The organism is Parabacteroides sp. merdae-related_45_40 (assembly GCF_001915675.1).
Genome location: NZ_MNQY01000042.1, coordinates 37,273 through 53,477, shown reverse-complemented (window position 1 = coordinate 53,477; position 16,205 = coordinate 37,273). Strand labels below are relative to the sequence as shown.

Here is a 16,205-nt window from a genome sequence, read left to right as displayed (position 1 = left end):
ACATTATTTTATCTTGTTACTTTTCCACATTTCATTGAACGACTGCTTGGCAAAAGCTGGCAGTTCACGGCCCTTCCCCCATGCATTCAAAGCGTTGTAAATCATAAAACGAGGCATGTTATTGACTACCGGGGCAAACTTCAAAGCCGTATTGAACAGTTTCGGACGTTCCATCAGGAACTTCATGCCGCCGGACATAATCTTTTTCTCCGTACTCGCTTTCCCTATCTTATCCAAGTCCTGACGCCAGCGATAGATCTGTTGGCCTAGGTCTATCTTGACCGGGCAGACATTCGAGCAAGAGAGGCACAACGAACAGGCAGAAACATTGTCCGAATATTTCACTGGATCTTTCAGCATCCCTAGATTGATCCCAATCGGGCCGGGTATAAAATATGTATAGGAATAACCACCGCTACGGCGATAGACCGGACAAGTATTCATACACTCGCCACAACGGATGCAGTTCAGCGTACGGATATGATCGGGACATGCCAGGATATCACTCCGCCCGTTATCGACTATGATGATATGAAACTCACCTCCTTCTTTCGGTTTACAATAGTGAGAAGTGTAGGAAGTGATCGGCTGCCCCGTGCCGGAGCGTGCCAGCAGGCGGGTGAAGACACCTAACGAGTCCCGATCCGGCACGATCTTCTCCATTCCGAACGTCGCAATGTGAACATTCGGGAAAGAAGTTCCCATATCTGCATTCCCCTCGTTGGTGCAGACCACTATCTCTCCGGTCGAAGCAACTGCAAAGTTAGCTCCCGTCATGGCAACATCGGCTGTCAGGAATTTCTCACGCATATTTTTGCGGACGGCATGCGTCAGATAGGTCGGGTCGGAATTGCCTTTTTCCGTACCTAACACGCGCTCCATCATCTCGCCCACCTCCTGCCGCTTGATATGGATAGCGGGCATCACGATATGGCTGGGATGAAGTTTCATCCATTGAAGGATACGTTCGCCGAGGTCGCTCTCGATTATATCGTAACCTTTTCCGAACAGGTAATCGTTCATGCCACACTCTTCTGTCAACATGGATTTGCTCTTTATCAGCGTATGCGCCTTGTGCTGTTGCAGGATTTCCTCGACGATCGCATTATGTTCCGCCGCGTCTTTCGCCCAATGGACAATCGCTCCGTTGGTCGTGGCGTTCTTCTCGAACTCTTCCAAAAGGACATCCAAATGGCTGTTCGAATAAAGTTTGATCTCACAAGCCAGTTCACGCAAGCGTTCCCATTCGGGAAGCGAATGGCTCATTTTATCCCGTTTGACACGGACCATCCAGAGGGTTTCGTCGTGCCAGGCTTCCTGCTTGCGGTTCCCGATGAAGCGGGCAGCCGCTTTTGAATGTTTCGTGCTCATAATCCGGAGGCTAATATTTCAACAATATGAATCGTTTTGATCGGAAGGTTGTCACGCTTGATCACGCCTTCCATATGCATCAGGCAGGAACTGTCGGCACCGGTGATGTACTCGGCTCCTGTGCTCATGTGGTCCTTCACCTTATCTTGTCCCATGCAAACGGAGACTTCAGGTTCTTCAATCGCAAACATGCCACCGAACCCACAGCACTCGTCGATACGTTTCGGTTCGAATATCTCAATGCCTTTCACCAAAGAGAGGAGATCGCGCAACTTAGAAAAATACGGGATATTCCGTTCACTCGGAGAAGAAAGATGCAACTCGCGCACACCGTGACAGCTATTGTGAATGCTTACCTTGTGGGGAAATTCAGCTTTCAGTTCCTTGACCTTCACAATATCGTGCAGGAACTCGCAGATATCATAAATCTTCTTGCTGTTCATACACACATGACCTGCCTTTTCCAGAATACCGGGATGATTCTCTTTCACGAAAGCGACACAACTGGCAGAAGGGCCAACCACATAATCGTACGAACGGAACAATTCTTCCATACGCAGCGCCAACCCTGCCGATTCATGCTCGAATCCGGCATTTGCCATTGGCTGGCCACAACAAGTCTGGTCTAACGGATAATCCACATCCAACCCGAGACTTTTCAATAATTTATAGGAAGCAACACCAACTTCCGGATATACCGCATTGATATAACAGGGAATAAATAATCCTATCTTCATATTGGTTTATTTTAATTACCACAAATGTAATAATTATTTCTGTTACTTTGAACTTGATCCAAAAGTAACAAATCACTTATACTCCTGCCAGCTTCGGATTTGTATATCGTCCATGCCCAGCGTGCAAAATGCTTCGATAAAGGCGCTTGCCAGACGGGCATTTGTGATGAGCGGAACGTTCAGATCGATGGCGGCACGACGGATCTTATAGCCATTATTCAACTCACCGGCTGAAAGGTCGCGCGGAATATTCACAACCATGTCAATCTTCCTTTCGTGGAGCATGGTGAGTGCTTGAGGTTCCATGTCCTCCTCGCTCGGCCAGTAAACCCGCGTACTGGAGATGCCGTTTTCTTCGAGAAAGCGGTGTGTCCCGCCTGTTGCAAAGAGGTTGTAGCCTTTCGATGCCAGCATCTTGGCGGCATCCAACATGGCCACTTTCTGTTTTGGCGTACCCGTCGAGAGCAGAATATTCTTTTCTGGGATACGGAGACCGACGGAAAGCATACTTTTCAAAACAGCCTCGGAAACATCGTCGCCGATACACCCGACCTCGCCCGTCGAAGCCATATCAACACCTAAAACAGGGTCAGCTTTCTGCAAGCGGTTGAAGGAGAACTGCGAGGCTTTGATACCTACATAATCCAGATCGAATTCGTTCTTATTAGGTTTCTCGACAGGTAAACCTAACATGATGCGAGTGGCCAGTTCAATAAAGTTAATCTTCAATACTTTGCTGACGAAAGGAAAGGAACGGCTCGCGCGAAGGTTACATTCGATCACCTTGATCTCGTTGCCTTTCGCCAGATATTGGATGTTGAACGGACCAGAGATATTCAGCTCTTTTGCGATCTGCTTGCTGATACGCTTGATGCGGCGGACCGTTTCAACATACAGCTTTTGTGCGGGAAACTGGATAGTTGCATCGCCGGAATGCACACCGGCAAACTCGATATGTTCGGAGATTGCATACATGACGATCTCACCCTTATCGGCTACAGCATCCATTTCCACTTCCTTGGCATGTTCGATGAACTGGCTGACAACGACCGGATGTTTCTGCGACACGTTGGCTGCCAGCTGCAAGAAGCGTTCGAGTTCTTCCTGGTTGGAGCAGACATTCATGGCGGCGCCACTCAGCACATAACTCGGACGAACCAAGACCGGAAAACCCACCTCAGCCACAAACTCGTTGATATCTTCCATCGACGAAAGCTCTTTCCAACGCGGCTGGTCTACACCGATGCGGTCCAGCATGGCGGAAAATTTCTCGCGATCTTCGGCATTGTCGATACTCTTGGCGGATGTCCCCAAGATATTGACATGCTGCTCGTCCAGACGCATCGCCAAGTTATTGGGTATCTGGCCGCCTGTCGAGACAATCACGCCATGCGGATTTTCCAGTTCGAGGATATCCATCACACGCTCGAAGGTCAGTTCATCGAAGTAAAGGCGATCACACATATCATAGTCGGTCGAAACTGTTTCGGGATTGTAGTTGATCATCACTGAACGCCAACCTTCCTTACGGATCGTTTCCAACGCCTGCACGCCACACCAGTCGAACTCGACCGAACTGCCGATCCGGTAAGCGCCGGAACCCAGCACGACGATGGAACGGTGGTCACCCTGATACTGCACGTCGTTTTCCGTACCGCTATAGGTCAGATACAGATAGTTCGTCTGCGCCGGGTATTCAGCAGCCAGCGTATCGATCTGTTTCACTACCGGAACGATGCCGTGTTCCTTACGAAACTGGCGGATCTGCATCATACCTTTTTCTATATTTCCCTCAAGGCCGAAGGCGCGAGCTATCTGAAAATCGGAGAAACCTTGCCGTTTCGCCTTGCGAAGCAATGAACTATAGACTATGGACGATTGACAATTATCAGGATTGCGATATTCTTTTTTAATTGCCAATTGTCCATTGTCAATTGTCAATTTATGCAACTCCTTGGAGGTGCACATGATTCCGTAGAGTTTTTGTAGGAACCACCGGTCTATCTTGGTCAGTTCGTGTATCTGATCGATGGTATATCCGGCACGGAACGCTTTGGAGATAACGAAGATACGGGTGTCGGTCGGTTCATGGAGTGCCTTGTCGATGTCGGTTATCACCAGCTCCTTGTTTTCCACGAAACCATGCATGCCCTGTCCGATCATACGCAACCCTTTTTGGATCGCCTCTTCGAAGGTGCGCCCGATCGCCATCACCTCGCCCACAGATTTCATGCTCGACCCCAACTCACGAGCCACACCATGAAACTTACCCAAATCCCAGCGCGGGATCTTGCAGACCACATAGTCGAGAGCCGGTTCGAAGAAAGCACTTGTCGTCTTCGTCACCGAGTTTTTCAAATCAAAAAGGCCGTAACCCAGTCCCAACTTGGCTGCGACGAAAGCCAACGGATAACCAGTTGCTTTAGAGGCCAGCGCAGACGAACGGGAAAGACGGGCGTTCACTTCGATCACGCGGTAGTCTTCGCTCTCCGGATCGAAAGCATATTGCACGTTACATTCGCCCACGATACCGATATGACGGATGATCCGGATAGCCAGTTCACGAAGTTTATGATACTCGCTGTTGGTCAGTGTCTGTGACGGAGCGATCACGATGCTTTCGCCGGTATGGATACCCAACGGGTCGAAGTTCTCCATGTTGCAGACCGTGATACAGTTGTCGAAACGGTCGCGCACCACCTCATATTCCACTTCTTTCCATCCCTTCAAACTCTTTTCCACCAACACTTGAGAAGAGAAAGAGAAGGCTTTTTCAACCAGTACATCCAGTTCCTCCTCATTGTCGCAGAAGCCGGAGCCGAGGCCGCCCAAAGCATAAGCGGCACGGACAATCACCGGATAGCCTAACTCGGCAGCAGCCCGGCGGGCATCTTCGGCATTTTCCACCGCTTCGCTCTTGATCGTCTTCACACCGATCTCGTCGAGTTTGCGGACGAAGAGTTCGCGATCCTCCGTATCCATGATTGCCTGTACCGGAGTACCGAGTACACGGACGTTATATTTTTCCAGCACACCACTCTGGTAAAGCGCCACACCGCAGTTCAACGCCGTCTGGCCTCCAAAAGCGAGCAGGATGCCATCCGGACGTTCTTTGGCGATCACCTTTTCGACAAAGAAGGGAGTGACGGGCAGGAAATAAACGGTATCTGCCACTCCTTCCGAAGTCTGTACCGTAGCGATGTTCGGATTGATAAGCACTGTCTGGATTCCCTCCTCCTTGATGGCTTTCAAAGCCTGGCTACCTGAATAGTCGAATTCTCCCGCTTCACCGATCTTTAGGGCGCCGGAACCGAGTATCAGGACTTTCTTTATATCTTCTTTCATTTTCAGACTCTTTTATTCGTTAACATTTTTAGATCTGTCGTCCCAATTCCTAAAGCAAATCGACAAACTTATCGAAGATAAACTCCGTATCGGTCGGTCCGCTACATGCTTCGGGATGGAACTGGGAAGAGAAGAAAGGCTTCGTCTTATGCCGGATTCCTTCGTTTGTCCCGTCGTTCATATTGACAAAGAGCGGTTCCCAGTCAGCCCCCAATGTGTCATTATCCACTGCGTAGCCGTGATTCTGGGAGGTGATAAAACACTTCTCCGTCCCCACCATACGCACCGGCTGGTTATGGCTGCGGTGGCCATACTTCAGTTTATAGATCGAAGCGCCGCCTGCTTTGGCAAGCAACTGGTTTCCCATGCAAATGCCACAGATCGGTTTGTCCCCATCCAATGCCTTGCGGATATTCCGGACAGCAACATCGCAAGTATTGGGATCGCCAGGGCCGTTCGAAAGGAAAAGCCCGTCGTATTCCAAATGATTGAAATCATAGTTCCAGGGAACACGTATCACCGCTACATTCCGCTTCAAAAGGTTACGGATGATATTGGCTTTCACACCACAATCGAGAAGCACAACACGCTTCAAGAGTTGAGAGTTGAAAGTTGAAAATTGAAAGTTGTCGAAGCCTACAGGGTAATGGGTGGTGATCCCGTCAGGTAAGTAGGCGACAATGTCTTTGCAAGAAACACGATCCACATAATTGATGCTACCGTAATCCGGTATTTCCCCTCCACTTTCACCTTCTTTATCGGCGGTGCCGATAACGATACGTCCCATCATTACCCCGTGCTCTCGTGTCTTTTTTGTCAGCGCACGGGTATCGATGCCGGTGATTCCGGGAATCTTCTCACGTTTCAACCAGTCACCAAGGCTTTCCACAGCATTCCAGTGGCTATACTCTTCACTATAGTCACTCACGATAATCGCCTCCGCATGAATTTTCTCACTCTCCATAAAGGTAGGCAAGCCGTTCTCTTCGATAGAGAAAGGAGGCACCCCGTAGTTTCCGACCAGCGGATAAGTCAGAACCATCAACTGCCCGGCATACGAAGGGTCGGTAAGACTTTCGGGATAACCGGTCATAGCAGTGTTGAACACCACTTCGCCGGCCACTGCCTTGTCAAAACCAAAAGAGAAGCCGTGAAACATGCTTCCGTCGTCTAAGACCAATGTTGCTGTTTTTCTTGTCATTTTCAATATTCAATTATCATTTTTCAATTCCCCAATATTCCTCTTCCATATAATGAATGAACGCTTCGTTCACCATTCGTACACCACCAGGTGTCGGATAATCACCGGAGAAATACCAGTCGCCCGGATGATCAGGACAAGCGGCATGTAACCCTTCGAGTGTCTGGTAGACAATCTCCACCTTCGCACGTGTTCCTACGGGGGTAAGCAGTTCCACCATCTTGGCCGAAATTTCCTCGTCGGTGAAAGACGCATAAATCTCCTTCACATAATTTACGGTCGCATCGCACGGCATAACCTGCTGCCGCTTGGCTTTCTTATAGGCATCGAGCAGAACGGATTCCATCCCCTTGTCCACTAAAAGTGCCACGGCAGCCTTGAACGCGATAAATTCGCTCATACGAGACATATCAATACCGTAATAGTCCGGATAGCGCACCTGCGGAGACGAGCTGACCACCACGATCTTCTTCGGATTCAGGCGGTCCAGAATACCGATGATACTCTGCCGGAGTGTCGTACCGCGCACGATACTGTCGTCGATCACGACCAGATTGTCCTCGAAAGGCACGACGCTTCCGTACGTGATATCGTACACATGGGCAGCCAGATCGTTACGACTGTTTCCCTCAGCAATAAATGTACGCAATTTTATATCCTTGATCGCTACTTTTTCACACCTAACACGCATGGACAGGATTTGTTCCAGTTCTTCCTCCTGAAGCAGGTGGCTACGATCGGCGATCCATTCTTTTTTCTTCTTGTTCAAATATTCGTTCATGCCCTCCTGCAATCCGAAGTAAGCAACCTCCGCCGTATTCGGGATAAAGGAAAAGACCGTATGGTTCAGATCGTTGTCCACAGCCTTCAGGACTGCAGGTACAAGATTTTCACCCAACCGTTTCCGTTCGCGGTAAATATCCCGATCGCTTCCACGCGAGAAGTAAATACGTTCGAACGAGCATGCCTTATTCTCCTTCGGCTCCATAATCTGCGAGGTATGCCAGTCACCTTGCTTGTTGATGATCAGTGCCTCTCCCCTTTTCAGTTCATGCACATCTTCGGCAGGCACATTCATGGCCGTCTGGATTACTGGACGTTCGCTTGCCAAGATCACAATCTCGTCATCGGCATAGTAAAACGCCGGACGGATGCCCCAAGGATCGCGCACGCTGAAAGATTCGCCGCTCCCGGTCAGTCCGCAGATCACGAAACCACCGTCCCACTGCGGGGCACAACGTTTCAGGACATTCGACAGGTCGACATTTGCCTCGATCGCATGGGTGATATTCATTCCTTTCAGCCCTTCGGCTTCGTACTTCCGGTACAGGCGTTCGACCTCACGGTCCAGACGGTGCCCCACCTGTTCTAGCATGATGAAAGTGTCGGCATAGGCACGCGGATGCTGACCGATGGCTGTTATCTCTTCAAAAATATCCTGTACGTTAGTAAGATTGAAATTACCGCAAAGAGCAAGGTTCTTGGCTCTCCAGTTGTTACGGCGTAAAAAAGGATGGACATAGGAAATACCGGATTTCCCGGTCGTACTGTAACGCAGGTGTCCCATATAAAGTTCTCCTGCAAAGGGAAGGTTTGTTTTAGCAAAAAGCGGATCGTTCAGTTTGTCGGGCGACAAATCCTTGTAATACTTATGAACGGCTGCGAATATCTCGGTAATGGCTTCTGTGCCTAATGCTCTTTCCCGAAACATATATTCTTCGCCGGGACTAGCTTCCAACTTGACGCATGCTAAACCGGCTCCTTCTTGACCGCGGTTATGCTGCTTTTCCATCAACAAATAGAGCTTATTGAGCCCATACATCCAGGTTCCATACTTCTGATGATAATATTCCAAAGGCTTTAGTAACCGGACCATGGCGACTCCACACTCGTGTTTAAGTACTTCCATTTGGTTCTATCTTGTTTATTCCGACTGCAAAGATACTTACATTATATTACATAATGTTCATATAAACGAAGTTTATTTGACACATTAATAGAAATAATCATTTTATCTACCATTTAGTTAAATTATTCTATAAAACAATATTCTTTCAACAAATCTACCAAATAAAAAGAAAAAGCCCTTTCATCACATACGGATCGTAAGAAAGCAAAAGGCTTTTTTATATAATCATTATCAGAGCGATTTTGTTCTGGGAAATCGCTTTTGGATTTCTCATTTACACAAACTGACTTTATAAACAAAATGCGGCATGTCCACCCCTCGGTAATGCTTTATGAAGGTTGCCACTTTTTGCATGCCATTGCGCCGCGCTACTTTTTGGGAAGCAATATTGGTATCCCGTATGATCGAATAAACCTCTTCGAAACCAAGCGTATGGAAAGCATACTCCCGACAAGCGACAGCAGCTTCGATAGCAAAGCCCTTATGCCAAAACTCCTTTCTAAAAAGGTAACCGATTTCAGGGACTCGTTTTCCGTCAAATTCCTGATAAGTAATACCACACTGCCCAATCAGTTCGTTGCTACCTTTCTCAACCACTCCCCATAAACCGAAGCCGTCGTGCCGGTACCGTCCGAACTGCCTATCCAGCCAGTTTTGCACTTCCTGATCGTTGAATGCCCCTTCATAGGCATACATGACTTCATCGTCCTGCAACAGTTTGCACACATCCTTAAAATCTCCTTGTTCCAATCCCCGTAATAACAATCGTTCCGTTTCCAGTATTTTCATATCATCCTCCACATTTATAAAATCATCAATTCCGAAACATTTAAGTTTCTCACCTTTACCAACACTATTTCCGGTAAAAGAACTTTTACCTCCTCTTCTTCTCCCGTTTTTTTCCAATACACGACAAAATTAACGCGTGCCTCTTTCAGTTCATATCCCTTATCCAGCCATTTCTCGATCTCTTTTTTGAAACTGTTTGAGAAACGGACAACTTCCTTATCCGACGAATCGCAACAACCGCCCTCCATCAACCGCAATGGCATGCCACTTTTCAGATTTCCAATCGACTCCTGCCTCCTTGCATCTTTGAAAAAATCCAACCATACATCGCGATGCGTAAGCAAGAACAGCAAACGTTCCGGCATCGGATAATAAGCCTTATCGAACCGGATAATTTTTTCCTCATTGCCGAAAATTTCCGGATAATAGCTATTCAAATGGATCGATAACTTATTTTTGGCACGTGTGAGTGCTACATAAATCTCACGTCTCTTTTCATCCGTGACAGGCTGATTATCCCCTAATAAATCCCTATTATCGTTTAAAAGCAGAAAGACATTATCAAACTCTTTCCCTTTTGCCTTGTGAATCGTAGAAACAACGATAGTTTCTCCCCGAACGGCATAGAAATCTTCCAGCTTCGATTCAAACAGATACGTTTCCCAATCCGAACGATACTTACAGGGATAAAGTTGTTCGAAATTCTGAATAATCCCTCGGCAAATTTCCCAAGAAGCAGTTTCACAATATTCATTTTTAATAGCTTGTTTTGCCTCAGCCCAGCATACTTCATCTATCAGATGAACCTCCGCTTGCGATCCTAAAATCCGGTTGAAGAAACGCATCTCATCCATATCGCACAGACGGAAACCCTCGTTCGACTGAATCAAACGGACTGGCATACGTTTATCTTTCAACAAACAGGCAACCTGTATCGCTTCCCAGTTTGTCTGAGTCAATACGCAGGTCGTTCCGATCAGAGGGGTTGCACAAATATCCTGCACCAATGGTATAACCATATTCGGCGACTGGTATTGAACGATACGGATCTCACCTTCATCCTGGTCGTGAGAAATGATCCGCGACTGCTTCATTCTTTCAGGTATAGTTTCCCAGAAACGATTCGCAAACTCAACCAAACACTTTTTGCTTCGGAAATTGACCAGCAAATCATGCGTACGAGCACCGTATTCATCGACCAGCTTTCTCATATATCGGGAATTCGAACGACGGAAACTGTAAATATTCTGGTCATCGTCACCTACCGCGACTACCTTCAAGTTCTCATTTTTACGAATAAGCGCCTCCACCAGTGCAAACTCGTCTTCAGTCATATCCTGCGCCTCATCAATCACCAGAACCGTTTTTGTAATACGATTTATCTCTACTTCCCCATTGCCTATTTTTCCCACGGCATCGATAATTACGGAAGATGATTTTTCTAAAGAACCTTGCAGCCCTAACAGGTCGAAACAATAAGAGTGGAAAGTCTTGATCTCAACATAACCAGCAGCAGTCCCTATCAAATCCCATAACCGTCGTCTGAATTCGCTCGCAGCAGCACGAGAAAAAGTCAGCATCAAGAGTTGTTCGTGCTTGACATCTTCCTCCAACAGCAAGTAAGCCAGTTTATGAACAAGTACACGTGTCTTTCCACTTCCGGGTCCCGCCATGACAACTATAGAACCGGGACGGTCATCCTTGACAATCTCCAATTGTGTTTCGGACAATTCCCCCAATAACCGCTGAAGTTTGGTATTCGTCATTTTCCGGTTAATCTCATCCCTCCGTTTACCAGGGAAATATTTTTGGAGGAATGACGAATAATTCAGTTGGAAATAGTCGTCAACAAATTCCAATGCATCGCTATTACCGGAAAGCATTTTCCGTACATATTCACCGACAATATTAATCTGCTGGATCTTATTGGCATAAAACAGTTCGAGTTTATGATAATCATCCTGTTTATATTGCATCTTATTATTCAGAACCAATCTGTCTATCTGCAATCGGTTGTATAACACCAAGAAGCCACCTTCGATCTGTAAGGCTTCTATCCGCGAAAGATACAAAAGAGTATCTTCAATGTCTTCCATCCGAATGGTATGCCCAAACAATTGTTTCCTGACATCCTTCTCATACGCCTCTTTCAGCTCAAGCATGGAAAACTCGACCAAAATATTTCCGCTCTGTTCCAGCTCGCTGGACTGTCCTGTTTTCTCAAACAAATAACGCATGATGAAATCAGACAAGAGATGCCTCCCTTCCGTCAGTTCTTCCAGATCGAGGACCGATCCGGTACGGGCAATCGTGACATAATTATGCGCTTTATCCAAGTATATCCGTTTGATCCAGTTCTTTTCAGACCAAAAATTAAGGAGTCTGTTTAGCTTATCTGGCGAAATACTTTTTCCAGTCTCGATCTCGGCTTCTTTCCGTAGCTCTTTCAGATTGAAAGATTGTTCTTTTGCGGTAAAAACGGATAAAAGGTATTCATCAAGACGGTTGTAAAGAAGGACTGTTTCAAGCGAACGATTGCTGTTTTCACCTTTTTTTATATAAGCTGTCAAGTCACAAGCGTCTGCCAGAATATTCTCTTCCCGCAACAAGCGAATGACCAGCATCACTTCTTGCCGGGATATCCCCAAATGGTCCGAGATATAATCGATACGAGATTCCGGGATCTCGCCATTTACATGCTTGCGGCTTCTCGTCGAAATTAATTTTTTGATGATACGTATCGCTTCTTCCTTTTGAGTGTCATCAAAACGTGGAGAGACTGTTATTCTATCGATAGCCTCCTGAGCTGTTTTCGCAAGGATACTATCAGCAAAAACACATGGATTGTTTTGCCCCCGCCGAATATAACCGGCCTCCTCAAGCGCGGCTATTGCAGTGGTTACACGCGTTTCCACGTCCAGAATATTTTCATTCCAACCAGCTTTACGGGCAAGTTCAAGAGCTGACAACGAAATCCTGGAACTGGTAAGTTCTTTAATTGCTTTCCAAACCTGCTGTATCTCTTTAATACGCAGTTTGGTCTGGTTTAGCAAATAGAAGTGCTTGTCCAGATCCTCTTCGTTGAAAAGAACGTAACAATCCGCCTCAATTGATTCGTCACGCCCGGCTCTACCAGCCTCCTGCACATAATTTTCCAATGAATCCGATATCTCGTAATGAACCACCAGACCGACATTTTTCTTGTCGACCCCCATTCCAAAAGCAGAGGTAGCGACCATTATCCGGATTTTATTGTCTATGAAATCATTCTGACTGGACGTTTTCATCCGGGTTTCCATCTTTCCGTGAAAAGTACCGGCCGAAAAACCATCCTGCTGCAAGCGCGTGGCAACTTTGGCTGCCGTACGGGTACGGGAAACATAAACTATAGCCGGACAATCATGGTCTTCAATGATACTCCGTAACAGTCCATATTTTTCATCTTCATTTTCTACCTTGAAAACTTTGTATTTTAGATTTTTGCGGGTACTTCCCGAACAAAATGTTTTAAAGCGTATATTTAGCTTTTCGAAAAAATAGTCTTTGATATCTTGTATTACATTCTGCTTGGCAGTGGCTGTAAAACAGGACACCGGTATCGCCTGCTTCCCTCCTTTTTGTTCCTGTAACAGACGTATGAAATCACCTATATATAGATAATCCACACGGAAATCCTGTCCCCAAGCTGAGAAACAGTGTGCCTCGTCAATAACGAAACGAACCACTTTCCGCCCGACCAACAACCGTTCTATCGTTTTCGAACGAAGCGACTCCGGCGATATATACAAGATGGAAACCGACCCTTCTTCCACCCTTTGGATAGCATGGGCACGTTCCACCGGGTCTAACATCCCGTTGATGGTAACAACATCCATGATTTCATTTTTCCACAGGTTATCCACTTGGTCCTTCATCAGGGATTGCAAGGGAGAGATAACGACAGTAAGTCCTTTTATCCGTTTACCGCTCATCAAAGCCGGGAGCTGGAATGTGATGGATTTTCCTCCGCCTGTCGGAAAAACAGCCAAAAGAGATTCTCCTTCAATCGCAGCCTCCACCGCTTTCTGCTGCAGATCTTCTCCTTCATAGGTACGGAACGAATCATATTTGAAAAAATATTTCAGTCCTTCCTTACCGTTAAATGCTCCTCTGCAATAAGCACATTCGTTATTTTCACAAGGCGTATCCCGCAAACGCTCCATCACCCATCCTACCTTCGGGTAATTATGCAATACCCAAAGCGGAATGCCGGAACTGCTATTCCAACAATTAATCAAAGACAGGCCATAAGCCAATTCCACCGGATAAGAGGTGATCAATTCAGCAAGCGGAGAAGATATACAGATGTCTTTACTGAAACACTCAAGGATACTACCCGATAAATCATCCAGAATATCCGGTGCATAATCTATGTAATCAAAAAAGCCGCCGAACTCATCCGTATCATGCAATAACCCGTAATAGATCATTTTCAGCATACTATCCAAGCGTTCAAAAGCGTTTTGTTCTTCCTCGAATAACAACAACGATTTCAGCGAATCGTTTACCGGGTTATTGGGTTTATCAGCCTGTAACTTATCATCCTTGGACAGTTGATGATGCAGTTTTTCCGGGAACAGCAACGAGGATAGATAGAGCGTATCAATTATTTTCGGTTGTCGGCAGCCTGCTTTCTCAAACTGAGGTTTCAAATAAGAAAGGTCATGTTTTAATATATTATGCCCGCCAATATAAGGTACCTGATGCAAAAAAAGCAACAGATTATCAAAGGAATTTTCATGAAAAGGAGTTCTGTCGGATCGGACAGCTCCGATATCCACTACCCGGCAGGTGTTCAGCGTTACTTCCAGATCAACAAAGGTTATGTCTTTCATGGGCTACATTTTTGTTTTGTAGCAAAAATACATTTTTTCTTTTATCCTCAAGCAACCACACCAAAAAAATCCTTTCTCGACTATCTTTCCCATATTGTCATTTTGATAATAATCTCCTGCCGAAAACGAGAGATACTACCACTCCTTCGGACGAAGAGAAGCCGAGAGAACTCTAAGACTCTTGGCTCTTGACTAAGAAATCTCACATTTTCATATTCCCTATTACAAAGAAATTAGTATATTTGTCTAACGTTAAAATTCAAATTATGAGAATTTACTACTTCATTATCACCCTCATTATCAGTTTTTGTGTTTCCCTTCAGGCACAAAACAATGCGGACAAATTCAAGCAACAGGCACAAAGTAGCTTTGAGAACAAAGACTATACGAAAGCCCGCTATCTTTATATCCAGGCATACAAGGATTACGCAAATGAAGGAAAAATAACGCAGGCAATCGAATGCGGTACACAGGCGGCATCCCTCTATCACCGCGAGAACTACTATCAGGAAGCGTTCGACCTCTGCCGACAAATGAGCCAGATAGTGGCAAATCAGGAACATGCAGAGCAAAAGAAACTGTACGGCCTGCGTTTTGGGATAACAAAAGAGCGCCTACAAATGTACATCAAGCTAAGAAACACCGCGCAAGCACAGCTCCAGCTTAACATGCTGGACAACCTGGCCGAAGAATCAGGCAATCCCGAACTTACCGAAGAACTGTTGTACACAAAAACCGATTATTTCTATATCTTCGAACAGAAAAAAGAAGGAGACGCAGCATTCAACAAGCTCATCAGCCAATACCGGGAGAAAAAGGAATACGGTAAAATCGACGAATGCTATCAAAATCTGATCGCAATTGCCCGCAAAGCCAATAATATCTCGTTGCTAGAGCAAACCTACGAGAAATATATGGTATGGACCGATTCCGTAAAAATGCTTACCGCAGAGGACAAATTGGGTGCCCTGCAACAAAAATACGACAGCAGCCTGCAAACGATACAGGAAAAAGAAGACCAGCTATCAGCCAAGCAGTATATCATCGCCGGGCTCTGCACGTTAGCCGCCATCCTAATTGCCGCATTGGCGTTTCTGGCATTTCTGGTCATACGCTTCATACTCCTGAACCGGAAGTTGAAGAAGATCATCCAGACCATCACCGAGCACAGCGAACAACAGACCGGATTCATCCAAAGTATATCGGCGCAGATGGAACCGACACTAGACGAAATGAGCAAATCGGTAGCCGGATTGCAAATCACAGCACCCAGACAAGCAAAAGCCATACAAGCCCGTATCGATGCCCTAAAACAGTTCGGAAATCATATACAAGAACTTTCTTTGTTGGAAAACTCCTTGCTGGAAACCTACGAAGCACAATCTTTTAATGTCAGCTCTTTCTGCGAGAAAGTGATGGAACAGGTAAAAGAGGATGTCCGTCCGGACGTTGAAGTCACTGCTGATATCCCAAAGATCGAAATCAAGACAAATGCCGAACAGCTGCAACGCATCTTGCTACACCTGCTGAGAAATGCGGCGATCTACACGACATCAGGCAAAATCAAGCTGGAATTCAAGAAGAAAGGAGCCCATATCTGTCAGTTCATCGTTACCGACAGCGGTCCGGGTATCCCTGTCGAAAAGCAAATGGCGATCTTCAAGCCTTTTACTGAAATCAAGGATCTGACTGATGGAGACGGACTGGGATTACCCATCTGCTCCCTAATCGCTTCGAAGATGAACGGCACACTGTCCATAGACCCCGAATACAAAAAAGGCAGCCGCTTTATTCTGGTATTGCAGGTGTAACCTGACACATACATTGCCTGCCGCAGACGAGTGCGCATCCCTGTATCGTCTGCGGCAGGTCGCATCCGGTAAATTTCATTCCATCCTCTCCTTTATTATCCTCCAAGAATACGTATCGAAAGAATACAATATACTTTCTATTTGAAAGAATTAAACAATAGTTTTATT

At 46.2% G+C, this 16,205-nt stretch carries 8 protein-coding genes; 1 reads left to right on the top strand and 7 read right to left on the bottom strand.

Annotated features, from left to right (window positions below; genetic code table 11):
- Nucleotides 1-3: 3 nt before the first annotated feature.
- From BHV83_RS04570 to BHV83_RS04540, 7 genes are all read right to left on the bottom strand, one after another.
- Nucleotides 4-1,371, bottom strand: a complete 1,368-nt coding sequence (locus BHV83_RS04570; RefSeq protein WP_122205610.1) for a lactate utilization protein B — start codon at nt 1,369-1,371, stop codon at nt 4-6.
- Nucleotides 1,368-2,108: a (Fe-S)-binding protein gene (locus tag BHV83_RS04565; protein ID WP_122203612.1), complete on the bottom strand. Its 741-nt coding sequence runs from the start codon at nt 2,106-2,108 to the stop codon at nt 1,368-1,370. Before BHV83_RS04565 ends, BHV83_RS04570 begins: the two co-directional genes overlap by 4 nt.
- Nucleotides 2,109-2,180: 72 nt before the next feature.
- Complete coding sequence (gene carB, locus BHV83_RS04560; protein ID WP_005638602.1) at nt 2,181-5,453, bottom strand: carbamoyl-phosphate synthase (glutamine-hydrolyzing) large subunit; 3,273 nt, start codon at nt 5,451-5,453, stop codon at nt 2,181-2,183.
- A 49-nt stretch (nt 5,454-5,502) separates the two neighbouring features.
- The gene (gene carA / locus BHV83_RS04555) at nt 5,503-6,654 is read right to left on the bottom strand and encodes a glutamine-hydrolyzing carbamoyl-phosphate synthase small subunit (protein ID WP_122205611.1); all 1,152 of its coding nucleotides are present in this window, start codon (nt 6,652-6,654) and stop codon (nt 5,503-5,505) included.
- 16 nt (nt 6,655-6,670) lie between these two features.
- Nucleotides 6,671-8,563, bottom strand: coding sequence for an amidophosphoribosyltransferase (locus tag BHV83_RS04550; RefSeq protein ID WP_286756508.1), 1,893 nt, complete (start codon nt 8,561-8,563; stop codon nt 6,671-6,673).
- Nucleotides 8,564-8,833: 270 nt separating this feature from the next.
- The gene (locus BHV83_RS04545) at nt 8,834-9,352 is read right to left on the bottom strand and encodes a GNAT family N-acetyltransferase (RefSeq protein WP_005643860.1); all 519 of its coding nucleotides are present in this window, start codon (nt 9,350-9,352) and stop codon (nt 8,834-8,836) included.
- 14 nt (nt 9,353-9,366) lie between these two features.
- Complete coding sequence (locus BHV83_RS04540; RefSeq protein ID WP_122205613.1) at nt 9,367-14,226, bottom strand: RecQ family ATP-dependent DNA helicase; 4,860 nt, start codon at nt 14,224-14,226, stop codon at nt 9,367-9,369.
- A 266-nt stretch (nt 14,227-14,492) separates the two neighbouring features.
- Here BHV83_RS04540 and BHV83_RS04535 point away from each other — a divergent pair, with 266 nt between their 5' ends.
- Nucleotides 14,493-16,037 carry a sensor histidine kinase gene (locus tag BHV83_RS04535; protein WP_022321617.1) on the top strand — a complete coding sequence of 515 codons (1,545 nt, stop codon included), beginning with the start codon at nt 14,493-14,495 and terminating at the stop codon, nt 16,035-16,037.
- The last annotated feature ends 168 nt before the right edge of the window (nt 16,038-16,205 follow it).